18 protein-coding genes are annotated in these 25,746 nt (G+C 68.1%); 4 read left to right on the forward strand and 14 right to left on the reverse strand.

Features of this window, described 5'->3' with window-relative positions; translation table 11 throughout:
• Positions 1 to 7: 7 nt before the first annotated feature.
• The 8 genes from DMB86_RS14785 to DMB86_RS14825 all read right to left on the reverse strand — a co-directional run bounded on the left by DMB86_RS14785 (position 8) and on the right by DMB86_RS14825 (position 9,696).
• Complete coding sequence (locus DMB86_RS14785) at positions 8 to 634, reverse strand: carboxymuconolactone decarboxylase family protein (protein ID WP_113718475.1); 627 nt, start codon at positions 632 to 634, stop codon at positions 8 to 10.
• A gap of 15 nt (positions 635 to 649) precedes the next feature.
• Positions 650 to 1,381: a hypothetical protein gene (locus DMB86_RS14790; RefSeq protein ID WP_113718476.1), complete on the reverse strand. Its 732-nt coding sequence runs from the start codon at positions 1,379 to 1,381 to the stop codon at positions 650 to 652.
• Between the two features lie 187 nt (positions 1,382 to 1,568).
• Complete coding sequence (locus tag DMB86_RS14795; RefSeq protein ID WP_113718477.1) at positions 1,569 to 2,081, reverse strand: GNAT family N-acetyltransferase; 513 nt, start codon at positions 2,079 to 2,081, stop codon at positions 1,569 to 1,571.
• A 583-nt stretch (positions 2,082 to 2,664) separates the two neighbouring features.
• Positions 2,665 to 3,411 carry an alpha/beta fold hydrolase gene (locus DMB86_RS14800; protein WP_113718478.1) on the reverse strand — a complete coding sequence of 249 codons (747 nt, stop codon included), beginning with the start codon at positions 3,409 to 3,411 and terminating at the stop codon, positions 2,665 to 2,667.
• 103 nt (positions 3,412 to 3,514) lie between these two features.
• Positions 3,515 to 5,836 carry an ABC transporter ATP-binding protein gene (locus DMB86_RS21110; RefSeq protein ID WP_236783340.1) on the reverse strand — a complete coding sequence of 774 codons (2,322 nt, stop codon included), beginning with the start codon at positions 5,834 to 5,836 and terminating at the stop codon, positions 3,515 to 3,517.
• A gap of 62 nt (positions 5,837 to 5,898) precedes the next feature.
• Positions 5,899 to 6,843, reverse strand: coding sequence for an ABC transporter permease (locus DMB86_RS14815; protein ID WP_227878404.1), 945 nt, complete (start codon positions 6,841 to 6,843; stop codon positions 5,899 to 5,901).
• Positions 6,840 to 7,784 (reverse strand): ABC transporter permease, encoded by a 945-nt coding sequence (locus tag DMB86_RS14820; protein ID WP_113718479.1) that lies wholly within the window; start codon positions 7,782 to 7,784, stop codon positions 6,840 to 6,842. Before DMB86_RS14820 ends, DMB86_RS14815 begins: the two co-directional genes overlap by 4 nt.
• Positions 7,785 to 7,893: 109 nt before the next feature.
• Positions 7,894 to 9,696, reverse strand: coding sequence for an ABC transporter substrate-binding protein (locus DMB86_RS14825; RefSeq protein WP_171814511.1), 1,803 nt, complete (start codon positions 9,694 to 9,696; stop codon positions 7,894 to 7,896).
• Between the two features lie 446 nt (positions 9,697 to 10,142).
• On the opposite strand from DMB86_RS14825, the gene DMB86_RS14835 reads away from it, so the two are divergent.
• Complete coding sequence (locus tag DMB86_RS14835) at positions 10,143 to 11,546, forward strand: MFS transporter (RefSeq protein WP_113718482.1); 1,404 nt, start codon at positions 10,143 to 10,145, stop codon at positions 11,544 to 11,546.
• Positions 11,547 to 11,593: 47 nt separating this feature from the next.
• Here the strand turns inward: DMB86_RS14835 and ffh are convergent, their stop codons facing one another.
• Positions 11,594 to 13,165 carry a signal recognition particle protein gene (gene ffh, locus DMB86_RS14840; RefSeq protein ID WP_113718483.1) on the reverse strand — a complete coding sequence of 524 codons (1,572 nt, stop codon included), beginning with the start codon at positions 13,163 to 13,165 and terminating at the stop codon, positions 11,594 to 11,596.
• Between the two features lie 465 nt (positions 13,166 to 13,630).
• Here ffh and DMB86_RS14845 point away from each other — a divergent pair, with 465 nt between their 5' ends.
• Positions 13,631 to 15,031, forward strand: a complete 1,401-nt coding sequence (locus tag DMB86_RS14845; protein WP_113719595.1) for a glucose-6-phosphate dehydrogenase — start codon at positions 13,631 to 13,633, stop codon at positions 15,029 to 15,031.
• 82 nt (positions 15,032 to 15,113) lie between these two features.
• Here DMB86_RS14845 and DMB86_RS14850 read toward each other — a convergent pair whose 3' ends face one another.
• The 4 genes from DMB86_RS14850 to ftsY form a co-directional block, all read right to left on the reverse strand.
• On the reverse strand, positions 15,114 to 15,554 hold the full coding sequence (locus tag DMB86_RS14850) for a hypothetical protein (protein ID WP_113718484.1): 441 nt from the start codon (positions 15,552 to 15,554) through the stop codon (positions 15,114 to 15,116).
• 535 nt (positions 15,555 to 16,089) lie between these two features.
• On the reverse strand, positions 16,090 to 16,428 hold the full coding sequence (locus tag DMB86_RS14855; protein ID WP_113718485.1) for a P-II family nitrogen regulator: 339 nt from the start codon (positions 16,426 to 16,428) through the stop codon (positions 16,090 to 16,092).
• The gene (locus tag DMB86_RS14860; RefSeq protein ID WP_113718486.1) at positions 16,425 to 17,780 is read right to left on the reverse strand and encodes an ammonium transporter; all 1,356 of its coding nucleotides are present in this window, start codon (positions 17,778 to 17,780) and stop codon (positions 16,425 to 16,427) included. The genes DMB86_RS14855 and DMB86_RS14860 overlap by 4 nt, the downstream gene beginning before the upstream one ends.
• 225 nt (positions 17,781 to 18,005) lie before the next feature.
• Positions 18,006 to 19,208 carry a signal recognition particle-docking protein FtsY gene (gene ftsY / locus DMB86_RS14865; RefSeq protein ID WP_113718487.1) on the reverse strand — a complete coding sequence of 401 codons (1,203 nt, stop codon included), beginning with the start codon at positions 19,206 to 19,208 and terminating at the stop codon, positions 18,006 to 18,008.
• A gap of 59 nt (positions 19,209 to 19,267) precedes the next feature.
• Between ftsY and DMB86_RS14870 the strand changes: the two genes are divergently transcribed.
• The gene (locus DMB86_RS14870) at positions 19,268 to 20,596 is read left to right on the forward strand and encodes an MFS transporter (protein ID WP_418202282.1); all 1,329 of its coding nucleotides are present in this window, start codon (positions 19,268 to 19,270) and stop codon (positions 20,594 to 20,596) included.
• A gap of 128 nt (positions 20,597 to 20,724) precedes the next feature.
• Here DMB86_RS14870 and smc read toward each other — a convergent pair whose 3' ends face one another.
• Positions 20,725 to 24,387 carry a chromosome segregation protein SMC gene (gene smc, locus DMB86_RS14875; protein WP_171814512.1) on the reverse strand — a complete coding sequence of 1,221 codons (3,663 nt, stop codon included), beginning with the start codon at positions 24,385 to 24,387 and terminating at the stop codon, positions 20,725 to 20,727.
• A gap of 253 nt (positions 24,388 to 24,640) precedes the next feature.
• Here smc and DMB86_RS14880 point away from each other — a divergent pair, with 253 nt between their 5' ends.
• A complete protein-coding gene (locus DMB86_RS14880) occupies positions 24,641 to 25,666 on the forward strand; it encodes a 3-oxoacyl-ACP synthase III (protein ID WP_113718489.1) in 1,026 nt (341 codons plus the stop codon).
• The last annotated feature ends 80 nt before the right edge of the window (positions 25,667 to 25,746 follow it).

Raw genomic sequence — 25,746 nt, forward strand, 5'->3', positions numbered from 1 at the left:
ACGCTGGTCAGTCGTCTGGAACCGGTGCCGGCGCCGGGGCGCCGGCGGGGTGATCCGCCGATCCGCGGAGGGGTGCCAGCAGGGCGTCCTGCAGTTCGCGTCCCAGCCCGGGCGGAACATCGACGTCCACGGCCAGCGCCTGCAGCGCCCTGCTGAAATAGTTGCGGGCCGCGGCTGCCAAGGCGATGTCCACGATCTCCCTGTCGCTGAAGCCGGCATCGCGCAGGGACTGGGAATCGCCGTCGTCCATGGTGGCGGAACTGGTGCTCAGCTTGACGGCAAAGTCCATCATGGCCACCTCTTCCCGGGGCAGGCCGGCCGTGCGGTAGTCGTGGGCAACTCGGATGAGTTCGTCCTCCGTCATGAAGTTCAGCGCCTTCTTGCCGTGCGCGAGCAGGCAGGCCGTTGAGCCGAGGCCGCGCGCCGCTGCCAGCGTCACCAGCTCGTAGCGGCGCACTCCCAGCGAACCGGCGATGGCGGCCTGCAGCGCCCGCCAGGCGGCGAGGGCTTCGGGGTTCACTGCCATGGCCCTCGTGTGGCTGGGGACGTAGCCGAGGGCCTGGAGGTCGTCGGCGTAAATCCGCGCGACAGGCCCTGCTGCAGTCGATTCCGGGGTGGTTTCAATGATGCTCATGGTGCGGCCGTCCTTTCATGATCCGGCAAGTGCGTCGTGAGGGGATGCCGCGGTGGACGGGAACCTGACGCTGGTGTCCGCCACAAACAACCCCCGCTGCGGCAGCCAAAAATCAGCCAGGTGGTCCTGGACCGGCAGCGGCTGCGGGGCGCCGGCGTCGACGCCGTCGATCATGGCGCTGCTGCCCGTGACGGCCCAGACGCGCAGCGGCTTGGCTTGGAACGACTGTCCATTCGGGACAAGTCCGGCAAATTTCAACTTTCCCGCACCCAGGGCCGGCCCCATCATCCGGCCCATGGCGTTGACCATGCTGTCCCTGCGCCACAGTGCGGAGGGGAAGTGCAGGGCCATCGCCGTGGCCGCGGCCGTGACCCAGGTTGCCGCAAGCTCCAGCTTCCAATGTACGACGCCGGGCACTCCCACCGTCAGTGTCCAGGCGCCCGTCCACTCGGCGTCGACCTGCGCGGTCACGGTCTCCGCCGCTGCGGCTCCGAAGTACCTGGCGCAGCTGCGGTCCGGTGGGACATCGGCATAAATGCTCCAGTGCCCGTCGGGGGTGCGCAGCCAGACGGCGCGATAGCCGGGGCCGATCGAACTGGCCGGGAAGCGCCGGAACGCCAGGTAGTGCCCGGAACTGAACGGCACTCCCATGACGGCGTAGCCGGCGAAGTGTTCAGCCGGGTCGTCGGGCAGCGTTGCTGCGGATTCGGCCCTGGCTGCGGATTCCTGTGGTGTTGTGGTTGTCATTGCGTGCTCCTTTGCTGTGTCACGAGCCTAATGTTGCGGCACTCCAACAACATGGGGCAGATGACCCATTAATGCCCGGCAGTTTTGCCGGTGCGCCCCGCGGGGGCTGGTCGCGAGGGGGCTGCCCGCGCGTGCTGTCAGACCGGTGCTGCCCCGCCCGGGCCGCGAAGCCAGAGCAAGCCGCACCTCACCGAAGGTCTGCGCACATGGCGATGCGGCGTCCCAGGGCGTCGAGGCCCAGGCGCACTTCGTCGCGGCGCAGGGCTGCCAACCCAGGCGGCAGCGGCCGTTCCGGCCCTCCGGGCATTTCAACAAAGCCGCAGCTGGCGTAAAACGGTCCGTTGAAGGGCACGTCGGCGAAGGTGCACAGCGTCATCGTGTGAAAGCCGACCTCCAGCGCCCACGCCTTGGCCGCCATGACAAGCGCCCGGCCGATCCCCCGCCGTGCGTGCTCGGGGCTGACGGCCAGCTGGCCCAAATGGGCCTGCCCGTCGACGACTTCCAGGCGGGCGAACCCTACGGGCGGGCGGCCGGCAACCATGATGTGGAAAGCGCCGGCATAGCTCGCGGCCGTGCCCGGCGGCGGAAAGTCGCCGAAGGGGAACGGTGGATCCAGGGTGGCAAACGCCTGGTCCGCGTCTGCCTCCAGGGCAGGCAAAAGTGAGAATTCACTCAAGGCCGCCGGACGGATTTCAAGCATGGAACGATCCTACGGCCTGGCACCGACCCCCTTTCCTGTACAGGTCCGGCGTCGCCCGCCCCGAGATCCAAAGCCGTGAATGCGAGAACCGCCCGGCTGGTCCGCTGGAACGTTCGGGCGCCCCAGAACGTACCAGTGGGCCTGACGGGCCACGATCCCGCCCATGCCCTCGCGCCTTGGTGCAGCTCAGGATGCCGAGATGCAGATATGAGGCCGATATGGACATATGAGGCTGATTTATCGACCTCATTTGTCCATGCCGGCCTCAAATATCCGTTTCGACCTCCGCAAGGGTGGTATTCACGCACGGTACAGCTCCCGGCGGGCCGGCAGCCGGCGACCCCGCCACTGCCGTACTCTCGGGGACTATTCTTCGCCGCGAAGCGCCCCCCGGCAGATCGGAATCGTCATACCCGAAGCCGCCCGGAACTCCGGACCAGAGGCAGATCGGCAGCGACGCGGCAGCCAGGAGCGCCGGGTTCATAGCTGCCGGAGCGGCGGCGTCGGGCGTCGCCCGGGCCCTTCGTGTCGGCCGTCGCGCTGGCCCTTCGCGCCGGAGCGGCGGCGCGAGCGTCGTGTGTCGTCAGCCGCCGGCCTCAACGCCGCCGATGAACTCCTCAATCAGGGCCGCCCCTGCCTCGGAGTCCTGCGGCCGGTGGCCGCCGCGGGTGACCTCGTGGCGGGCGCCGGTGGCGGCGAGGTATGCGGCGATCTCCTCATACAGCGGCTCCCATCCGCCGGTGACGACCAGCGTGGGCACGCCCGGGACTATGTGGACCGGCGCGTCCCACTGAGGCGCTTGGAGGTGAACGCGGGCCGCGATCCTGGCAGCGGACTCCGCCGGGACCGTCCGCGGCCGAGCCGTACCGGCAGCGAAGGCGCCAGGCCTGCCGCCGGGCCCGTTCATGGACGCCGTCAGCCGGCGGAACTCGGCGGAGAACGCCGTGTCGGTCAGGGACGCGCTGCGCGCAAACAGCGGCGCGAGATGTTCGCGGTAGGCGGTGGTGGCGGGCAGCTCGGCCGTCAGCGAGAGCAGGGCAGGCTCGAGCAGCACCAGGGACCTGACGAGGTCTGGCCGCTCCACCGCCGCCATCATTGTTGCGATGGCGCCCTGCGCGTGCGCCACGACGTGCCCGCCGTCGGCCAAGGCATCAATGACGATCCTGGCATCGCCGGCAAAGTCTGTGGCCACGGGAGGCTCGACGGCGTCAAATCCGGACCGCTTCAGGAAGAGGGCATCGTAGCGCCCGGCCAGGCGGTGTTGGACAGGCCAGGCCGACGCGCCGTAGCCGTCGATCCCGTGCACAAACACGATCCGGGGTTTAGTCATTCAAGCAGGGTACCGGACCACCCTGACAGGGCCGTCGACCCCTGGGCCCGCGGACCCAGGGGTCCAAGCCGCTGGCCGCTGTCTCCAGGCGGACCCCGGCCCGCTAGGCGCCCGGCGTCACGGTCCCCTCGACCAGGGTGTCCGCGGCGGCGTGCCCGTTGATGGGGAAGTGGCAGGCGGTCATGTGCACCATGGTCCCGTGCGCCGCGGCGGCGGCCGTTGCCGCCTCCACGTCCGCTGCGGGCATGGGAACCGATCCCCCGCCCGGTTGCAGGGGCGGCACCACCTTCGCGCAAATCTCCTGCGCCATGGGGCAGCGGGTGCGGAAGCGGCAGCCGCTGGGCGGGTTCATCGCCGAGGGCAGTTCGCCCCGCACCCCCAGCTTCGCCTTTTGCCGCTCCACGATGGGGTCCGGGATGGGGATGGTGTCGATCAGCCCGCGCGTGTAATGGTGCTGCGGGTGCGAATACACCGCCGCGGCCGGCCCCACTTCCACCATCCGGCCCAGGTACATGACCGCGATGACGTCGGAGAGGTAGCGGACCACGGACAGGTCGTGGCTGATGAAAAGGTACGTCAGCTCGCGGTCGCGCTGCAGCTCCTTCATCAGGTTCAGCACCTGCGCCTGGATGGACACATCCAGCGCCGAGACAGGTTCGTCGGCCACGATCAGCCCCGGCTGCAGGGCCAGCGCCCGTGCCAGGCCGATGCGCTGGCGCTGCCCGCCGGAAAATTCGTGCGGGTACCGCTCGGCGGCCCGGGCGGGAAGCCCGACGGCGGCCAGGAGCTCGTCCACCCGCTCGTTGCGGTCGCGCGGCGAGCCCACGTGCTGGATGTCCAGCGGCTCGCGCAGGATGGAACGCACGCGCATGCGCGGGTCCAGCGAAGCGTAGGAGTCCTGGAACATGAACTGCACGTTGCGCCGACCCTCCTTCGCCTCCTTGCCGCGCAGCTGGGAAATGCGCCTGCCGCGGAAGAGGATCTTCCCGGCCGTGGGCACGTCCAGCCCCACCACCAGCCGCCCCAGCGTGGTCTTCCCGCAGCCCGACTCCCCCACGAGCCCCAGTGTCCGCCCGCGCGGGATGGACACGGTGACGTCGGCGACGGCGCTGATGTCCCCCACGTGGCGGCGCAGCACGGCGCCGGCGGTGACCGGAAAGTCCTTCACCACCCCCTGCACCTGAAGGAGCGGGATGCCGTCGGCCGGAATGAACGTGGTGGGCGCCACCCAGCCGCGGTCGTCGGACGCCGCGCCGTCGGCCGGCTTCTCCGTCGCCCGGTGGGACGCACCCGGGGTGACCATCGCGCCCGGCCGGGTCCCGGCGTCGTGCCTGACATGGGCGTCCGGGACGTCGGAGAGGTCCATGCCGGCCTCCAGCTCCGCGGCCTCCACCCGCGCGGCCTCGGGCACGGTGGTGCGCAGGTCCACGGGCTCGGGCACCTTCAGCGGCGTGGTGCGCGGGACAAAACAGGCGTATTCCTGAGGACCGTACGGGGTGGCGATGGTGGTCACGGGCGGCACCTGCGCGCGGCAGGATTCGACGGCGAATCGGCAGCGCGGCGCGAAGCGGCACGCGGGGGGCGGGTCCACGAGGTCCGGGGGGAGGCCCGGAATCGAGTACAGCCGTTCGCCCGTCCCGGCGGCGCGCTCGGGCAGCGCCTCGAACAGGGCATCGGTGTAGCGGTGCTTGGGCGCGGCGAACAAGGTGTGGACATCGGCCATTTCAACCACCTTGCCGGCGTACATGACCACCACGCGGTCGGCGCTGCCGGCGATGACGCCGAGGTCGTGGGTGACCAGGATCATGGCCATGTGAAATTCATCGCGCAGCCTGTCCACGAGCTCCAGGATCTGCTTTTGCACCGTCACGTCCAGGGCGGTGGTGGGCTCATCCGCGATGAGCAGCTTGGGCTGGCAGATCAACGCCATCGCTATCATCACGCGCTGGCGTTGGCCGCCGGAGAGCTGGTGCGGGAAGTCCTTGACCCGCTGGAGGGGGCTGGGGATGCCAACCAGCCCGAACATTTCCACCACCCGCTTCATCGCGTCCCGCTTGGACAGCCCGCGGTGGAGCATGAGTGGCTCGGCCACCTGGTCGCCGATGGGGATGACCGGGTTCAGCGACGTCATGGGGTCCTGGAAGATCATGCCGATGTCCCCGCCGCGGATCTCGCGCAGCCTGGGCTCGTCCAGCTGCACGAGGTCTTCGCCGTCGAAGAGGATTTCGCCGCGGGTGATGTGGCCTCCGGGCGGGAGCAGCCTCTCAATGGACATGGCCGTCATGGTCTTGCCGCTGCCGGACTCCCCCACCAGCCCCAGCGTTTCCCCGGCGTCCACGTGCAGGCTGACATGGTCCAGGGCATGCACCACCGACTTGCTCAGCTGGATGTCCGTGCTGAGGTCCGTGATCTCCAGGAGTGCCATGGTGCTGCCTTTCCTTTCCTGCCTGATGTACGACGCCGGAGGGCCGGGTTGCGCTTGTTCCTTCAGCGCCGCTGCAGCCTGACCTCCACGGAGTCGCGCAGCCCGTCGCCGACGAGGTTCACGGCCACCACCACCACGATGATCAGGATTCCCGGAGGGTAGATGAGCCACCAGTAGTTGGTGAAGATGAAGGCCGTGCCGTTGCTGAGCATGCCGCCCCAGTCGGTGGCCGGCGGCGAAATGCCCAGGCCCAGGTAGCCGAGGTAGGCGATGAGCAGGATGGCGTCGGCCACCTGGAAGGTGGCGTTGACAATGACCGTGCCGATCACGTTGGGCATGATGTGCCGCAGCACCGAATGCCAGGAAGATCCGCCCATGACGTGCACTGCCTGCACGTATTCGCGCACGCGCAGCGTCAGGGACTCCCCGCGCACCAGCCGTGCGGGCACCAGCCACGCCGTCAGGCCCAGCACAAAGATCATGACGGGAACGCTTGGGGAGACGATGGTGACGATGAACAGCAGAAGGAACAGGATGGGGATGGAGAGGATCGCGTCGACAATGCGCATCATGACGGCGTCGACCAGGCCGCCGAAGAAGCCCGCGATGGCGCCCCACACCGTGCCGACGATGGTCGCGATGATGGCGGCGGCAAAGCCGACGATCAGGGACGTTTGCCCGCCCACCATCAGCCTGCCCAGCTGGTCGTAGCCGGTCTCGTTGGTGCCCAGCGGATGGCCCGGGCCCGGCGGCAGGTTGACCTGGAGCAGGTTCACCGTGACCTGATCCGTTTTGTAGACGAGCGGCCCGAGGAAGCAGAACACCACGGCCAGCACCAGGACCACGATCCCCACGATCGCCAGCTTGTTTTGGATGAAGACCTCAAAGCCGAGGCGGAACATGCTCTTGGCCTTGCCTGCGGGCAGGCCCGTGGCGGCAACCGGCGGCCCTTCCGGGCGCGGCGCCTCGCCGGATACCTCGACCTTCGCCCTGCTTGGATCGCTCACAGCTTCACCCTCGGATCGATGATGGCCAGCGAAACATCCGCCAGCAGGTTCCCGGCCACGGTGGCAAACGCCGTGATGATCACCACGCCCAGTTCCACCGGGTAGTCGGACGATTGCGCCGCCTGCCAAAACAGCAGGCCCATGCCGGGAAAATTAAAAATGGATTCGGTCACCAGCGCGCCGGCAAACAGTGCCGGCAGGGACAGGCCCAGCAGCGTGATGATGGGGATCAGTGCGTTCCGCAGCACGTGGTGGTACAAGACGCGGGTTGGCGAGGCACCCTTGGCCCGGGCCGTGCGGACATAGTCCTGGTCGACGTTGTCCAGCACCGAGGACCGCATGTAGCGGGAAAACCCGGCAATGCTCAGCAGCGCCAGGGTGACGATGGGCAGGATCATGGCGTCGAACTGTTGGAAGATGGGACCCACACCGTTGGATTGCGGCGCCTCCGGCGGGAACCAGCCCAGGTTCTGCGAAAAGACCTCGATCATGATGATGCCGATGAAGAAGGTCGGCGCCGCGTAGAAGATGAAGGAAAACCCCGTGGCCACGTAGTCGAAGGAGCGGTTGCGCCGGACTGCCTGGTAGATGCCCAGCGGTATGGCGACGATGACCGTGAGCAGCAGGGAGAGCAGGCTCAGGATGACGGTCTTGGGCAGGCGCTGGATCAGCAGCGAACTGACGGACTGGTTCAGCTTGACGGAAAAGCCAAAGTTGCCGCTGAACCACTCGCCCAGCTGCCTGAAATACTGGACAAACAAGGGCTGGTCGTAGCCGTTGGCGACATTGAACTGCGCCACCTGGAGCGCGGTGGCCCGCGGCCCCAGGATGGCCCGCGCCGCACCGCCGGGAAGCTGGTGCAGCAGGATGAAGACAATGATGGTCACCACAAGGACCACGAGGATGGCCTGGGCCAGGCGGCGCAGGATGTAGCCAATCATGATGCCGCGCGCCTCGCCGGTCCCATGCTGGCCAATGCTCCTGCGCCTGCCATGGCTGGACCACCCTCGTCCCTGTGATGGTGTTTTGTTGTTGTGCCCGAAGGACGGCTCAGTAGTGCCATTCCTCGGGGTTGATGGCGCTGTACGGGTTCTGCGTCGTGGCGCCCTGGAGGCCGTTGGCCACCTCGGTCAGGCTGTAGGTGTAGTTCGGCTGCCAGATCACGGGCAGGTCCTTGGCCAGCGCATCCTCGTAGGCCTGCATCACGGCCGTGCCACTCTGCGTGGTGGTGTCGGCAATGAGCTTGTCGATGGCCGGGTTGGAATAGCTGCCGCTGTTCGAACCGGCACCGGTCTCGAAGAGCACCTCGCCCGTCGGGTAGTAGTCAGGTGCGTACACCCAGCCACCGCCCCAGTTTCCCATCTGCCACGTGCAGGTCTTGCCCGAGCAGGGGATTGAGGTTCCGGTCACCGTATTGAACGGAGCCGGGGTGATGTTCAGCGTGATGCCGACCTGGGCGGCGTTCGACTTCATCGACTGCATGGCGGTCGTGATTGTCTGGTTGCCGCTGGCATACTGAAGGTTGAATGTAGCCTTGGCGCCAGCCGCGACGCCCGCACCACACTCGCCGGCACCGCTGCCCGGCTTGGCGCAGACGCTGATGCCGCCCGGGTTGACCGTCCATCCGTTGTCGGTGAGGTCCTTCTTGGCATTGGCGATGCTGAACGGATACGGGTTGTTTTTCTCCGTTTGGGAAATCAGCGGGCTGTCCGGATAAAGCGGCACGGGCCCGGTGGTTTGCACCCCGTAGTTCTTCGCCGCCGAACTCAGGATGGCTGGCTGGTCAACGACCGACTGCAGTGCCTGGCGGAAGTAGAGCTGCTTGAAAATCGGCCCCACGGTGGGGTTGTTGAAATTGATCGGGAAGTAGTTGATCCCGTACAGGAACCACGGCGCCAGCGTGTAGTTGGCGCTCAAGGGGTTGGGCCCGGCCTCGGCGGGGCCGGTGCTGGCCGGCTTGGCTGCCTGCAGGTCCTGGGTGGGCAGGTAACCAACATCGATGGTGTTCCCACCGCGCAAGACCTGGAATTCGGCGTCGTCCGTGGTGAACGGAACCTCAATGAACTCCTTGAGGCTGGCCTTGACCGGCCCGGAGTAGGTGGGGTTCGGAACAAAGGTGATGTGGCCGTCGGCGTTGAACTTCGTCAGCTTCCACGGCCCGTCCACGACCTGCCACAGCGGGTTGGTGGCGTACGTCGGCAGGTCCTTCGATTGTGAAATCAGGTACTTGTAGACGGCAGCGCAGCCGGACTCGTTCGTGGCGCAGTCTCCCTTGGTGTTGGCGGCCGTCATGTCCCAGGCGTCCGGCATGGGGGTGATGGTGCTCAACTGGTTGTACAGGAACCACTGCTGGCTGTAGGCCTTGTCCGTGTTGAACACGATGGTCTTCGCATCCGGTGTGGAGACGGAGACGACGTTGTCCGGAAACTGGCCCGGCGTGTACGCGGCGTAGTTCTTCTTCTCCGCCTTGAGCATGTTGTACCAGAACATCACGTTCTGTGCCGTCACGCTGGTGCCGTCGGACCACTTGTAGTCCTTGAGCTTGACGGTGACCGTCTTGCCGCCGTTGCTGAAAACGGGTTCCGCGGCCAGACTCAGCGAATCGCTGACCTCGGCCTTGCCGTCGTTGCCGAACCAGTACAGCGGCCGGAACAGCAGGTACTGCAGGTCCGAGGAGTTGGAAACGGTAAAATCAGCGAGTGGCGAGAAGGGCCAAATCCAGTTCGGCACTGTGTTGGGCGGTTCCGCGAACGTGGCGGTGTTGGCAGACTTTCCCGGGGCATTTCCTGAACTGGAGGTGGGGCTCGAGTTCCCGCTTCCGGAGGAGCACCCCGTCAATGCCAGCAAAACCACTGCAATACTTCCAAATATCCGGAAGATCGGCTTCCGGATCCCCCCATGAGTTCGCAACTTTTTCATCATGCGCCTCCATGGCAGAGCGCGGAAGCGGGCCTGTCTGGTCCACTCAAGGCTCCTACTGGAGATTGTAAACCTCCCCCGCCGTACTGTCAGGAGGACGATTTGGCCACGAAAAGGCCTAAGGAACGCCGTTTTGCCTGGCACGGATGGGCATTTGCGCGGTGTTCCGCAGGTCACGGTTGCCAATGGGCGTTCTCTGGCAGTTTTCTACCAGTTTCCTGCCAATTCCCCGGGTAGGCAGGCAAAAGGTGCCGCTCGGGGCCGCTGCCTGCCCGTCTCCAGCGCGGAGGATGTCGATATGGATATTTGAGGCTGATATATCGACCTCAAATATCCATATCGACCTCCTCGCCGCCATGTGAGGTTCTACTGTGGGATGTGTGAGTGTCGAGGAAGAGAATTCCGGCGCGCGGGTTGAGGACGCAGCGCCCGGCGGGGCAGCGCCCGGCGGCATTCTCGGCCGCGGCTACCGCACTGTCACGCTGGGGATCTGTGCGCTCATCGTGCTGTCCGCCTTCGAGGCGCTGGCCATCACCACCATCATGCCGACCATCAGCGCGGCACTGGACGGTGCGGCGCTCTACGCGCTCGCCTTCGCGGGACCCCTGGCCGCCGGCGTCGTGGGCATGGTGCTGGCCGGAAACTGGTGCGACCGCGCCGGTCCGAGGGGTTCCCTCTACGCCTCCGTGGTGCTGTTCGCCGCCGGGTTGGCGGTCGTCGGCACCGCACCCGGCATGCCGGTCTTCCTGGCCGGCCGCCTTGTGGAGGGGCTCGGCACCGGAGCGCTGACCGTTGCCCTCTACGTGGTGGTGGCCCGGGCCTACCCGTCCGCACTCCACCCGCAGATCTTTGCCGCGTTTGCCGCCTCGTGGGTTGTGCCCTCGCTCGTCGGCCCGCTGATCGCCGGGCTGATTGCGCAGACCCTTGGGTGGCGGTGGGTGTTTCTGGGGGTCATTGGGCTGGTGGCTGCCGCCTTGGCCATGGTCATCCCCGCCATGGCCCGGCTGCGCCGTCCCGCCGGCGGGCCGACCGTTCCGTGGAACCTGCGCCGCCTCGGCTGGGCCCTGCTGGCCGCGGCGGCCGTGCTCGGCGTCAACCTCCTGGCCGACTCCAAGGGCCTGCTCTTCTGGATAGGCCCCGCGGCGGCGGCCGTCATCGCGTTGTTGGCGCTGCGCCCGCTGCTTCCCCGGCGCACGCTGATGTCCGACGTCGGCCTACCCAGCGTGATTCTCAGCCGCGGCCTGGTTGCCGGCGCGTTCTTCGGCGCCGACGTGTACATTCCCTACCTCTTGACCGTGCGATACGGCTTCCCGCCGTTGGCCGCCGGGCTCTCCGTGACCGTCTCCGGCCTGTGCTGGGCGGTCGGCTCGTGGCTGCAAAGCCGGTTGGGCGGCCGCCTCAGCCATGCGCGCAGCATCCGCTTCGGCGCCGTTTTCCTGTGCCTGGCCATCGCCGCGGCAGGTGCGACGGCGGCCCTCACCCTGGTGCCCGCGGTCGCCATCGCCGGATGGGCGTTGGGCGGATTCGGCATGGGACTGATGTATCCGCGCACCAGCGTCGCGACCCTCGAGTACTCCACGGTGGAGACCCAGGGCTTCAACAGCTCCGCGCTGAGCATCGCCGACTCCATCGGCGCCTCACTTGCCCTGGCGGCGACGGCCATCGTGTTCGCCGCGCTCGCCGGGCTGGGCGGGGCCTGGCCGTTCGCCGGTTGCTTCGCGCTGGCGGTGCTGCCCGCACTGGCGGCGTTCGCGCTGGCGCCGCGCGCACGCCGTGTGGCGTAGTGCCCGGCTCAGCCGCGCATGCCGGACCTGGCTCCGGGAAAGCGGTCCTACTTCAGGAACTTCTCGAAGCCCTTGGGCAGGTTTAGGCTGGCGGGGTCGAAGTCCCCGCTGCCGCTGCCGAAGGCGGCACCGGTCGGCAGGGACTTGGGCGCGTTGGCCTTCTCCTGTGCCGCCTTGAGTTCGGCGGCCGCCTTGGCCGGGTTGCCGGAGCGCGCCTTCTTTTTCACCACCTTCTTGCCCTTGCGGGCGCCCCCGAAGCCGCCGGGACCGGCAACGCCGGGCATGCCCGGAATGCCGCCTCCCTGGGCCATCTTCTTCATCATCTTCTGGGCCTGGCCGAAGCGCTCCAGCAGGCCATTGACCTCGGAGACGTGCACGCCGGAACCCTTGGCGATGCGCGCGCGGCGGGAGCCGTTGATGATCTTCGGGGCCACGCGCTCGTGCGGGGTCATGGAGCGGACGATTGCTTCGACCCGGTCGATCTCGCGTTCGTCAAAGTTTTCCAGCTGCTGGCGGATGTTTGCCGCGCCGGGCATCATCATCAGCATCTTCTTCATGGAGCCCATTTTGCGGATCTGCTGCATCTGGGACAGGAAGTCATCCAGCGTGAAGTCTTCCTGGTCGGCGAACTTCCGCGCCATCCGCTCGGCTTCGCCCTTGTCCCAGTTCTTTTCGGCCTGCTCGATGAGCGTGAGGACGTCGCCCATGTCCAGGATGCGGCTGGCCATGCGGTCCGGGTGGAACAGTTCAAAGTCGTCCAGGGACTCGCCGGTGGACGCGAACATGACCGGCTTGCCGGTGACGGACGCGACCGACAGTGCCGCGCCGCCGCGGGCATCGCCGTCGAGCTTGGAGAGGACCACGCCGGTGAAGTTCACGCCGTCGTCGAAGGCCTTGGCCGTGGTGACGGCGTCCTGGCCGATCATGGCGTCGATGACGAAGAGGACCTCGTCCGGGTTGATGGCGGCGCGGATGTTCGCGGCCTGCGCCATCAGTTCGGCGTCGATGCCGAGGCGGCCGGCGGTGTCCACAATGACCACGTCGTGAAGCTTGGACCTGGCCTCGGCCACACCGGCCCGTGCCACGGCCACGGGATCGCCGGTGGCATTTTCGAATTCGCTGGACACGCCGGGGTGCGGGGCGAACACGGGCACCCCGGCACGCTCACCGTTGACCTGGAGCTGCTTGACGGCGTTGGGGCGCTGGAGGTCGGCCGCGACCAGGAGGGGGCTGTGGCCCTGGGCCTTGAGCCACTTGGACAGCTTTCCTGCCAGCGTGGTCTTGCCCGCGCCCTGGAGGCCGGCCAGCATGATGACGGTGGGCGGGTTCTTCGCCAGGTTGATGCGCCGGGTCTCCCCGCCCAGGATCGTCACGAGTTCCTCATTGACGATCTTGACGATCTGCTGCGCCGGGTTCAGCGCCTCGTTGACCTCTGAGCCCAGGGCGCGTTCGCGCACCTTCGCGGTGAACTCGCGCACCACGGGAACGGCGACGTCGGCATCGAGCAGGGCGCGACGGATCTCCCGGACGGTGGCGTCGACGTCAGCCTCGCTGAGCCGGCCCTTGCCGCGCAGGTTCTTGAAAGTTGCTGTCAGCCGGTCAGATAGGGAGTTGAACACGCGCCGTGTACTTCTTTCGTCTGGGGTACAGCCATCACCCGCGCGGCCCGGCCATGGCGGCAAGGCCGCGGGTGCGGCGATTCGAATTTGCAGGATGAGAACGGCGGGCCAGCCCTTAAAGGCTGCCCGCTCCCTTTCCTGTGGGACTCAACTATCAAGGGTATCAAGTGCGGGGGCGTTCGTTGCACCCTTTCGCTGCCGGCCGCACTGCCTTTCGGCCGTCACCCCGTGGGTCCGCGGGGAAAGGAAATCCCCTGGATTAAGTGGCATGCTGGGTGGGTGACCAAAACCACAAGAGTGACCCGCAGCCCACAGTCAGCCACCACTCCCGCCTCCCGCGGCCCGTCGCACACCGGCTCCGGGGCTTCCACTCCGGCAAAGTCTTCTGTCAAGGCCGACGCCGGGTCCCCGGCTTGGGGGACCGCCGCGGCTTCAGGCGGTTCCGGGAGTTCTGGCGGTAAGCGCATCAAGACGCTGGTCATCCTGGGCGCCTCGGGCGACCTGACAGGCAGGCTCTTGCTCCCCGGCGTCGCACGCCTCATCGCGTCGGGGCGGGCACCCGGCATCACCCTGGTGGGCGCCGGCAGTGACGACTGGAGTGCAAAACAGTGGCAGGACCGGATGACGGAGAGCTTTGCCGAGGCTATGGAACCCGGCGGGTCATCCACCACGGCCGGCATCAAGGAGCTGAAGAAGGTCCAGAAGGACAGCCGCTACCAACAGGTCGACGTGACCGCCAAGGGAGCGATTGGCGAACTCCTGGCCGCGGTGGAAGGTCCGGCAGCCCTGTACTTCGCGCTGCCGCCGGCCATCAGCCAAAAGGCCTGTGAGGTCCTGAAGAAAAAGGAACTGCCGGCCGGCACCCGCCTGGTGATGGAGAAGCCGTTCGGCTCCAGCGCCGCATCCGCGCACGCACTCAATGAGACGCTGGCCGGACTGGTTCCGGAGGACCATATCCACCGCGTGGACCATTTCCTGGGCAAGTCGACGGTGCTGAACATCATGGGCCTGCGCTTCGCGAACCGCCTGCTGGAACCGTTGTGGAACGGGGAGCACGTTGAAAAGGTCGAGATCATCTTTGACGAGGACCTGACGCTGGAAAACCGTGCCCGCTATTATGACCATGCCGGCGCAGGCAGGGACATGATCCAAAGCCACCTGCTGCAGATCATGGCCATCATGGCGATGGAGCCGCCGGCCACCTTGGACCAGCAGGACGTGCGCTCCAGCATTTCCGCCGTGCTCCGCGCCAGCACCATCGGCAACTCCTACAAGCCCGACCTGGCTGATTCGACCCGGCGGGCGCGCTACACGAAAGGCACCATCGGAAAGCGGAAGGTGCCCGACTATGTGGCCGAGGAGGGCGTGGACCCAGCCAACGACACCGAAACGCTTGCCGAGGTGGAGGTCTACGTCAACAACTGGCGCTGGGCCGGGGTGCCGTTCATTCTGCGCTCCGGGAAGGCGCTGGGACGGGCGCGCAAGGAAGCCGTGGTGACCTACAAGCCGGTGCCGCACCTGCCGAAGGGCTTCACCGGCACCGACTCCCCCACCCGGCTCCACATCGGGCTCGGGCCGGAGACGCTCACGCTGGACTTGGACGTCAACGGACCCGGCGACCTCTTCACCCTGGACCGCGTGCAGCTCGAAACGGAACTGTCCAGCGACCCCCTGCTGCCGTACGGCGAAGTCCTTGAGGGCGTGCTCAACGGCGACCCGCTCCTTTCCGTCCGTGGCGACACGGCCGAGGACTGCTGGCGGATCGTGGCACCGGCCTTTGACGCCTGGAAGAAAGGCACCGTCCCCATGGAGGAATACGCCGCCGGCTCAAACGGTCCCGCCGACTGGACCACCAGCAACGACTGACCCTCCTCACCGCCATGCGCAAGGCCGGCCCGCCGCGTTGCGCCTAAAGACACCGGCCGGTCCCTCAAGGTGCCGGCCGGTGTCACGTGTTCGTGGACTCGATCCGGTCCAGGGCCTGTCTGACGCAGCGCAGCATCAGTTCCGGGTTGTACAGAACAACGGCTGCCGGTATTCGTAGTTTCCAGATTCCCTCGATGACCAGCAGGTTGTCCCGCCGCAGGTCTTCGGCCCAGCCCTTGGGTGTGTTGTGGTACTGCTCCCCGTCCGTTTCCACCCCGCGGACGCCCGCCACCAGCAAATCCAGATGACCAACGCCCCGCACGGCCGCCTGCCCCTGTACGTTGTACCCGGCGGACTTGAGGTAGTAGTGGCCCACAGGTTCGACGATCGACTGGGGCTGCGGGTCGATCATCGCCACGATGGCCTGTCCGGGCGCACCGGCCCGCCCCGAAAAGGCGCTCCGGAGCCGGCCGATGGTGCACCTTTTGAGCACCACGGCGGACTCGGACTGCCAGGGCCTCAACCTGCGTCCCGCGGCGGACGCATTGATGCAGAATGTCAATCAACGTCAGCCCGCCACGAACCCGGTGGACGACGCATCCGGGCACCTGCCGTCCGTGCGCCGCCGCAACATGGGGCTCCGCTTTGGGTCGGATGACCCACAAGCCCCATTCCTCCGCCTTCGTGAAGCAGGTCCTCCGCGCCTGATGCTGGGCCAGCGGCAGGTCAAGGGGATCGGCCTCCGGCAGTGCAAAGTAGCCGCGCGCCACCGACCGGATGGTTCCCCCGGCCAGTGCCTGTTTCAAGTCCCACGCCGTGCAGCCGCGCGACAGCAGGTCCTTCCGCCGCGCGACCGTGCCGAATGCCCTGATGGCGTTCTCCGCGGTGCTGCCTTTCCGGATCTCCTGAATGGTCATGCCGTCCAGTGTGTCGAACCCGCCGCGGTAGCGGCTCCGGCCTCCCAGCATTTGTGGATGAATCTCGGCGGGGGTCTCCGTGTGGAGGGAACGTGGGGTGCCGGCGTCGTACAGGGTCCCGACGGGGCCCGGCCGCCGACGTCAGATGGCGGCGACTCCGCGTTCACCCGTGCGGACGCGGACGGCTTCGTAGACCTCCACCATCCAGACCTTGCCGTCGCCGGCGGTGCCGGTGTTGGAGCTGGCCACGATGATGTCCACGAGGTCCCAGGCACGTTCGTCGGAGGTGAGGACCTCGATGCGGACCTTGGGGTGGAGGTCCACGGTGTACTCGGCGCCCCGGTAGACCTCGGTGTGCCCGCGCTGGCGTCCGTAGCCGTGGGCACCGCTGACGGTCAGGCCCTGGACGCCGTAGCTTTCGAGGCCGCCGCGGACATCGTCGAGCTGCTCGGGTCGGATGATGGCCGTAATCAGTTTCATGCGTCAACCTTTGACTCGGTGTGGGCGGGGACTGCGTGCTGCCAGGCCGGGTTGCCGTCCAGCGGGTGGAAGCTGCCGGAGATGCGGCCGCCGATGTCGTAGGCGGATTCGGCGTGGACGGAGATGTCGATGCCGGCCGCCTCGTGGGCGGCGGAGATGCGGAAGCCCATCGTCTTGTTGATGACCCAGCCGATGGCGTAGGCCAGGACGAAGGAGTAGAGGAGGACGGAGAAGGCGCCGATGGACTGCTTGCCGAGCAGTTCCAGGCCCCCGCCGTAAAACAGGCCCTGGCCGGCGGCCGGTGCGTTGGGGTCCGCGGCCAGGCCGATGAACAGGGTGCCGATGATCCCGCCCACCAGGTGGACGCCGACGACGTCGAGCGAGTCGTCAAAGCCGAGGCGGAACTTCAGGCCCACCGCCATGGCACAGACGACGCCGGCCAGCAGGCCCAGGACCATGGCCCAGAACGGGGTGACGGCGGAGCAGGCGGGGGTGATTGCCACCAGGCCGGCGACGGCGCCGGACGCGGCCCCCAGGGAGGTGGCGTGGCCGTCACGCAGCTTTTCCACCAGGAGCCATCCGAGGATGGCGGCGCAGGGGGCGGCCAGCGTGTTGATCCAGGCGAAGGCAGCAATGCCGTTGGCGCCCAGCGCGGAGCCGGCGTTGAAGCCGAACCAGCCGAACCAGAGCAGGCCGGCGCCAAGCATCACGAAGGGCATGTTGTGCGGGCGGTGGCTCGGATCCTTGCCGAACCCCTTGCGCTTGCCCAGGATCAGGCACAGGGCCAGGGCGGCGGCGCCGGCGTTGATGTGCACGGCCGTGCCGCCGGCAAAGTCGATGACGCCCAGGCCTTGCCCGAGCCAGCCGCCGGTGTTCCTTCCGTTGGCGTCCTTGCTGAAGTCAAAGACCCAGTGGGCCACGGGGAAGTAGACCAGGCTCACCCAGATGGCGGCGAACACCATCCAGGCGCCGAACTTGGCGCGGTCCGCAATGGCCCCGCTGATCAGGGCCACGGTGATGATGGCGAAGACGGCCTGAAAGCCGACGAACGCGATTTCGGGGATGGTGCCAATCAGGGGCATGGTCTTGCCGGTGTCAAGGACGCCCGCCAGACCCAGCTTTTGCAGCGGGTTGCCGAGAAGTCCTCCTCCGACGTCGTTCCCGAACGACGCGGAGTAGCCAAACAGAACCCAAAGGACGCCGACCACTGCGATGGCGCCGAAGCTCATCATCATCATGTTCAGCACGCCCTTGGCCCGGGTCATGCCGCCGTAGAAGAAGGCCAGGCCCGGGGTCATCAGCAGCACCAGGGCTGCGGACACAAGGACCCAGGCAGTGTCTCCGGTATTCATGGTTACGGCCTTTCGTTGCAAGTGGTGTTGCCGCCGCCGCTCCGTTGGGGCTGTGCAATCTGGACACCTACAACTGTTCCGTGGCCGTGTTTCCGTCGCGCGCGGCAAAGATTGCCGCCGTGTTACAAAAAGCGGCGACAGGTTAATTCCTGTCGCCGCTTTTGTTTCCGGCGCGTTACGCGCGCCGGTCATGTCTTAGGAATCCAGGCCTTAGGACACCATGCTCTAGGACAGCAGGGCGTCCACGAAGCCCTCGGCGTCAAACGGCGCGAGGTCGTCCGCGCCCTCGCCAAGGCCCACCAGCTTCACCGGCACGCCGAGCGTCTTTTGGATCGCCACCACAATGCCGCCCTTGGCCGTGCCGTCCAGCTTGGTCAGCACAATGCCGGTGATGTTGACGACGTCGGAGAACACCTTCGCCTGGGCCAGCCCGTTTTGCCCGGTGGTGGCGTCGAGCACCAGCAGCACCTCATCGACGGTGGCCTGCTTTTCAATGACGCGCTTGACCTTGCCGAGCTCGTCCATCAGGCCCACCTTGTTCTGCAGGCGGCCCGCGGTGTCAATCATGACCACGTCAACTTCGCCCTCAATGCCGGCCTTCACCGCCTCAAAGGCAACGGAGGCGGGGTCCGCGCCGTCGACGTCGGACTTCACCGTCGGCACTCCCACCCGGGCACCCCAGGTGGCCAGCTGCTCGGCGGCGGCCGCGCGGAACGTGTCCGCCGCCCCGAGGAGCACGTCCTTGTCCTCGGCGACGAACACGCGGGCCAGCTTGCCCACGGTGGTGGTCTTGCCGACGCCGTTGACGCCCACCACCATGAGGACGGCGGGCCGGCCGTCGTGGCGGTCGATGTTCAGGCTGCGGTCCATGGTGGGGTCGACCAGCTTGACGAGCTCCTCGCGCAGCATGCCCTGGACGTGCTCGGCGCTGCGGGTGCCCAGGACCTTGACGCGTTCGCGCAGCGTGTCCACCAGCTCCATGGTGGAATCGGTGCCGATGTCCGCCAGCAGCAGCGTCTCCTCGACTTCCTCCCACACGTTTTCATCGATGGTGTCCCGCGAGAGCAGCGCCAGCAGGCCCTTGCCCAGCGCGTTGTTGGACTTGGCCAGCCGGGCGCGCAGCCGGACCAGCCGGCCCTCCGCGGGCAACGGGGTTTCCAGCGCCGGTGCCGTTTCCGTCGGGGCCGCCGTTACGACGTCCGACGGCGGGGCCTGGGTTTCCGGGCGCTCCTCCACCAGGGTGCCGCCCCCTGGGGAAGCGTCCCCGGCCTGGCCCGTCGCCGGGTCGAGGGGTGCCGGGTCGTTCGCGTCGCGCGGGCCGGTGTAGTTTTGTGAGTTCTTCCGCGCCTTCAGGAAGACAGGGACAAGGGCGCCGACGACGGCGAGCCCGATGACGATGTACAGGATGATGGCAAGAGTCTGGTTCACCGTCCCAGTCTCTCACGGGCCCTCCGGTCCCCCGCTTGGGCCGGGCTGTGGCAAACTCAATGCTGATGTCAACACCCAGCCCAGCCCCCGAAGCCGACAGTGCCGCCGCGGTCAAGCTCCCGCGGGAGATCAAGGTCCTGGTCGCCGCCGCATTCCTGATCGCCATCGGCTTCGGGATCGTCGCCCCGGTCCTGCCTCAGTTTGCGCAGAGCTTCCATGTCAGCGTGGGTGCCGCCGCCGTCGTGGTCAGCGTCTTCGCCTTCACCCGGCTGGTCTTTGCCCCGCTCAGCGGCGTCCTCGTGGAGCGGCTGGGCGAGCGGCGCACCTACATCCTGGGCATCCTGATCGTCGCGGCGTCCTCCGCCGCCTGCGCCTTCGCGCAGAACTACTGGCAGCTGCTGCTGTACCGCGGGCTGGGCGGGATCGGCTCCACGATGTTCACGGTCTCGGCCATGGGCCTGCTGATCAGGCTCGCTCCCGCGCAGGCCCGGGGAAAGGTCTCCAGCCTGTACGCCGGGTCGTTCCTGCTGGGGAACATCACGGGTCCGGCGGCCGGCGGGCTGCTGGCCGGGTTCGGCCTTCAGCTGCCGTTCCTTGTCTATGCCGGCGCCCTGGTGCTGGTGGCGCTGCTCGTGGCCACGCAGCTGCCCGCCGCCGTGCCGGTGCCGGCCAAGGCTGCGGAGCCGGCGGGTGTCCAGGCCGTCGCGCAGGGTCCAGTCCGGGAGGGGGCCGCGGCCGGCCCCCTCCCGGCGGGCGAGGGTGCGGCGGCAGGCGGGGGTCCGGCGTCGAACACTGTCAAGCAGGAGCCGCTGCTTCTGCGCGCTGCCCTGGGCATCCCCGCCTACCGGGCCGTCCTGGCGTCGAGCTTCGCGAACGGGTGGTCGGCGTTTGGGATCCGCATGGCCCTGGTGCCACTGTTCGCCACGGCTGCCCTCGGCGCCGGGCCGGAGGTGGCCGGGATCTCGCTGGCGGTCTTCGCCATTGGCACCGGAATCGCGTTGATGTTTTCCGGCAGACTGGCCGACACCTGGGGCCGCAAGCCCATGATCCTGCTGGGCCTGCTCGTGAACGGCCTGGGCATGGGTGTCCTCGGGTTCACCGGCGACGTGTTCTGGTTCTTTGCCGTGTCGCTCGTGGCCGGGCTGGGCAGCGGGCTCATGGGGCCGGCCCAGCAGGCCACGGTGGCGGACGTGATCGGCAACGAGCGCTCCGGCGGCAAGGTCCTGGCCACCTTCCAGATGTGCTCCGACTTCGGCGCGATCATCGGGCCCATCGCGGCCGGCTACCTGGTGGACCTGTTTTCTTACGGCCTGGCGTTTTCGATGGCGACGGTGGTGGCCCTGGTGGCCGTGGTGTTCTGGCTCCCGGCGGCCGAGACCCAGCGCTGACGCCCCCTCCCGGTCCGGGTCCCGCCCCGGTTCTGTGTTGCAGAAGTTGGACCAAATTCGCGCAGGAAAACGCTTCCCGGTCGAATAACTGCAACATAGATGTCCAGGGAGGGGTTGGGCGGAAGCGGTCAGACGTCTGCCGGGGCGCGGTCGATGCGCTGGCTGATGACGGTGGAAACGCCGTCGCCCCTCATGGAGACGCCGTAAAGGGCGTCCGCCACTTCCATGGTGCGCTTCTGGTGCGTGATGATGATCAGCTGGCTGGATTCGCGCAGCTCCTCGAAGATGGTGATGAGCCGGCCGAGGTTCGTGTCGTCCAAGGCCGCCTCCACCTCATCCATGACATAAAACGGCGACGGCCGGGCCTTGAAGATGGCGACGAGCAGCGCCACGGCGGTCAGCGAACGCTCCCCGCCGGAGAGCAGGGACAGCCGCTTGATCTTCTTGCCTGCCGGCCGGGCCTCCACCTCGATGCCGGTAGTGAGCATGTCGGAGGGGTCGGTCAGCACCAGCCGGCCCTCGCCGCCGGGGAACAGGCGGCCAAAGACGCGCTCAAACTGCACGGCGGTGTCCGTGTAGGCGGCCGTGAACACCTCCTCCACCCGCTGGTCCACCTCCTTGATGATGTCCATCAGGTCCTTGCGGCTGGACTTCAAATCCTCCAGCTGCGTGGACAGGAACTGGTGGCGTTCCTCCAGCGCCGCGAACTCCTCCAGGGCCAGCGGGTTCACCTTTCCCAGCGCGGCCAGGTCCCGTTCGGCCCGTTTGAGCCGCTTTTCCTGCTCCTCGCGCACAAACGGCACGCCCTCGGGCACCTCGCTGCCGGAGTCGTCCACGGCCACGCGCAGCGATGCCCACTTGTCCGTTGACGCCCCCGGGCTGGGCGGCACGAGCGTGTCCGGGCCGTACCCGGCCAGCAGGTGGTCGACCGTCAGGCCCAGCTCCTCGATCGCCTTGTTTTCCAGCGATTCAACGCGCAGGCGCTGGGCAGCCCTGGCCAGCTCGTCCTTGTGGACGGAATCGGTCAGCTTGGCCAGTTCCACTTCCAGTTCCATCGTGGCCGAACGCACGGCCATGAGCTCCACCTCGCGCTGGGCCCGACGTTCCTCGGCCGCGTCCCGCTCCTCCTCGGCCAGTTCAATGGACGCCTCCACATGCCGCAGCAGCGCCTCCACGCCGGCCGAAACGGCGGCGGCCTTCCGCGCCTGAAAACGGCGCCGGCGTGCGCGCTGCGCGGCCTGCTCGCGGGCGGCGCGCTCCGTGGCGGCGGCCCGTTCCAGCGCGGCGGCCCGGTTGCGGACGGCGTTCAACTGCTCTTCGGTGCTGCGCAGCGCCAGCCGGGACTCCATCTCCACGGCACGCGCCGCCGTGGCCTGCGCGGCCAGCGCGTCCCGGTCGTCCATGGACGGATCGGCCTCGGCAGGGGCCTCCTGCGCGCGTGCCAGCCGCGCGGCAATTTCCGTCAGCGCCGCCTGCTCCTTCTCCAGGTTGGCACCCGCCACGGACAGCGCCAGCTCGTGCCGCTCCGCCTCCCCCGCCGCCGACCGCAGCGTGGCGCCCAGCGCCCCGAGCCGCTCTGCCACGGCGGCCAGCCGCGCGTCGGATTCGTGCAGCGCGGCCAGCGTGGCTGTCTCATTTTCCGAGGCCGTGGTCCGCTGAGCCTTGGCGGCCGCCAGCGCGAAGCGTGCCCGCTCCCCCTCGGATGCGGCGTCGCGCAGCTTGGCGTCGGTCTCGTCGACGGCGGCCTGCAGTTCCAGGAGCGAGGGCGCCGTGGCCGATCCTCCGCGGACGGAATACGCGGCCAGCACGTCCCCGTCCGCGGTCACAGCCGTCAGGGACGGAAACTGCTCCAGGACGGTTTGCGCCGCGGTCAGGTCAGGCACCAGCACGACGCCGTCCAGCAGCGCGTCCAGCACGGGACCCAGTTCCGCCGGACCATCCACCTGTGCCCGTCCGACGCCGCCCCCCGCCACCGCGGCCGCCGCGGCTTCCACGTCTCCCGCGAGGAAAGGCGCAGCCGCGCGGCGCCGCTGCGTGCCGTCCGGTTCCGCTGCCGCCGCAGTGCCAGCAGCCGCCGCGCCGCCCGCCACGACCAGGGTGACCCGTCCGCCGTCGTCCGCCTTGATCCGCTCCAGGGCGGCCACGGCGGCATCGGCCGAGTCCACCGCCACGCCCTCGGCCGCCGCGCCCAGGGCAGCGGCGATGGCGGTCTCGTGGCCGGGCGCCACCGTGAGCAGCTCCGCCACGGCGCTGAGCACGCCCGGCAGCCCGGCGGCCAGCAGGTGCGCGGAGCCGTCCTTGCGCAGCAGGCCCACGGACAGGGCGTCGCGGCGGGCGGTGAGGGAATCGCGCTCCCGGTCCGCGGCGAGCTGGGCGGCCGTCAGCTCCCGGATCTGTTCGTCAATTTCCGCCAGCGCCGCGGCGGCCTCCTCGTAGTCGGCGTCGAGCCGTTCCTCGCCCTCCTCCACGCCGGCCACCTGGGACTCCAGGGCCGCAAACTCGCGGGCGGCCTCGCCGTGCCGCTCGGCGCCGGCGGCCTTGCCCTGGTGCAGGCGGCCGATCTCCGCCTCGGCTGACTCGACGCGGGACCGGGCCGCAGCGACCTGCCCCGCCAGCTTGGCCAGGCCCTCGCGCCGGTCCGCCGTGGCGCGCAGCAGCTCCCGGACGCGCTGTTCCTCGGCGCGGACGGCGGCCTCCACGTCCTCCTTGATGTCCATGGCGGTCTCCAAGGCGATCCGCCGCTCCTCCAGCGCCAGATCCAGCTCGGCCTCCTCGGACCGCAGCCGCTGCGCCTGCCCGGCCAGCCGGTCCGGATCGCGGCTGGGATCCGGCGCGGCCTCGGCGGCGCCCAGGTGCCGCTGCCGTTCCTGGGCCAGCACACCCAGCGATTTCATCTTTTCGCGAGTGGCGGACAGTTGGTACCAGGTGTCACGGGCGGCGTTGAGCACGGGCGTGGCGGCCGCCGACTGCTGCTCCAGCGCTGCCTGCCGGGTGCGTCCGGCCAGGAGGTCCGCCTCGACCTGTTCGCGCCGCGACTTGAGTGCCGCCTCGGCTGCCTCGTCACGTTCGACGGCGGTGGTGAGGGTCACGATGTCGTCGGCCAGCAGGCGGGCCCGGGCGTCGCGGACGTCGAACTGCACGGCTTGGGCCCGCCGGGCAACGGCGGCCTGTTTGCCCAGCGGCGTGAGCTGGCGGCGGATCTCGCCGGTGAGGTCGCTGAGGCGGGCCAGGTTCGCGGACATGGCGTCCAGCTTGCGCAGCGTCTTTTCCTTGCGGCGGCGGTGCTTGAGGATGCCGGCGGCCTCCTCAATGAAGCCGCGCCGGTCTTCGGCCGTGGCGTGCAGGACCTTGTCCAGCTGGCCCTGGCCCACGATGACGTGCATTTCCTTGCCCAGGCCGGAGTCGGAGAGCAGTTCCTGGATGTCCAGCAGCCGGCAGCCGGTGCCGTTGATGGCATACTCCGAACCGCCCGTGCGGAACAGGGTCCGGGAGATGGTGACCTCGGAGTATTCGATCGGCAGGGCGCCGTCGGCGTTGTCAATGGTCAGGGCCACCTGGGCGCGGCCCAGCGGCGGGCGCCCGGCAGTCCCGGCAAAGATGACGTCCTCCATTTTGCCGCCGCGCAGCGTCTTGGCCCCCTGCTCGCCCATGACCCAGGCCAGGGCGTCAACCACGTTGGACTTGCCGGAGCCGTTGGGGCCCACCACGGCCGTGACCCCCGGCTCAAAGTCAAAGGTGGTGGCCGAGGCGAACGACTTGAATCCGCGCACGGTCAAACTTTTTAGATGCAAACTGTTTTCTACTCCTGCGCCGGGGCGGTTTTCACTAGCCAATCTACCGTGCCGCGGCACTCTGCCGGGGAAGTTTCCCACATGTATGCACCGCGGTGCATGTGCGTCAAACCGGCCGCAAGGTGCATAGTTAACGGTGAGGCTTGTTGTCGCGAGGGGATGGAGGCACGCGGATGCCCCCCGGTCGCGGCCGCATACCATCGTTCTTTCGGTTCCCGGGCACCGTACGCACACAGAAGATAAAGGCTGGAATTTGATCGGCAACGCGACTTTTCACCACCACAACACCGCCTTACTCGCCGTCACCAGTGTCGAGGCCCCCGTGGTGGTCAGTTCGTCCGATTTTGACGAACGCCTTGCGCCGAGCCTGAAGCGCCTGCGCCTGTCGAAGCGGCTGCTGGAACGTGTTGCCGGTGTCGAGGAGCGCCGCTGGTGGGCGCCCGGGACCGCCTTTGACGACGCCGCCATCGAGGCCGGAGCGAAGGCCCTCGCCGAGGCGGGTATTGAGGCTGGCGAGATCGGCCTGCTGATCAACACCTCCGTGACCCGCCGCAACCTGGAGCCGTCCGTGGCGGTGAAGATCCACAACGCACTGGGCCTGCCGTCGTCGGCCCTGAACTTCGACCTGGCCAACGCCTGCCTGGGCTTCGTCAACGGCATCACGCTGGCCGCCAACATGATCGACTCCGGACAGATCAAGTACGCGCTGATCGTGGCCGGCGAGGACGCCCAGGCCACGCAGGAAACCACCTTCCGCCGGCTCAACGCCGAGACGTCCACACGTGACGACTACCTGCGCGAGTTCGCCACCCTGACCCTGGGTTCGGGCGCCGCGGCCGCCGTCATCGGCCCGGCCGACGCCCATCCGGGCGGCCACCGCATCCTGGGCGGCGTCTCCCGCGCGGGCACCTCCCACCACGAGCTGTGCGTGGGCGGGCCCGACGGCATGTTCACGGACACCAAGGGCCTGCTGGACAACGGACTGGAACTGGTCACGGACGCCTGGCACGAGGCCCACGCCGACGGCTGGGACTGGAGCGGGATGGACCGCTACGTCACACACCAGGTGTCGAACTCGTACACGAACGCCATCATCAAGGCCGTGAATCTGGTCCGCAACCGCGTGCCCATCACGTTCCCGAAGTGGGGCAACGTGGGCCCGGCGTCCCTGCCCATGACGCTGGCGCAGGAGGCCCAGAGCCTCAGCCCCGGCGACCGCGTGCTGTGCATGGGCGTGGGCTCGGGGCTGAACACCGCGATGATGGAGATTGCGTGGTAGCTGGGATCACGGCCGCCTCTCCCCTCTCCCCCTCCGCCGCGTCCCCCGGGGCCGCCACGCACGCCCCCGAACCCTGGCCC

Origin of the sequence: Arthrobacter dokdonellae, from assembly GCF_003268655.1 — a bacterium.
In the GTDB taxonomy this organism is placed as follows: Bacteria; Actinomycetota; Actinomycetes; order Actinomycetales; family Micrococcaceae; genus Specibacter; species Specibacter dokdonellae.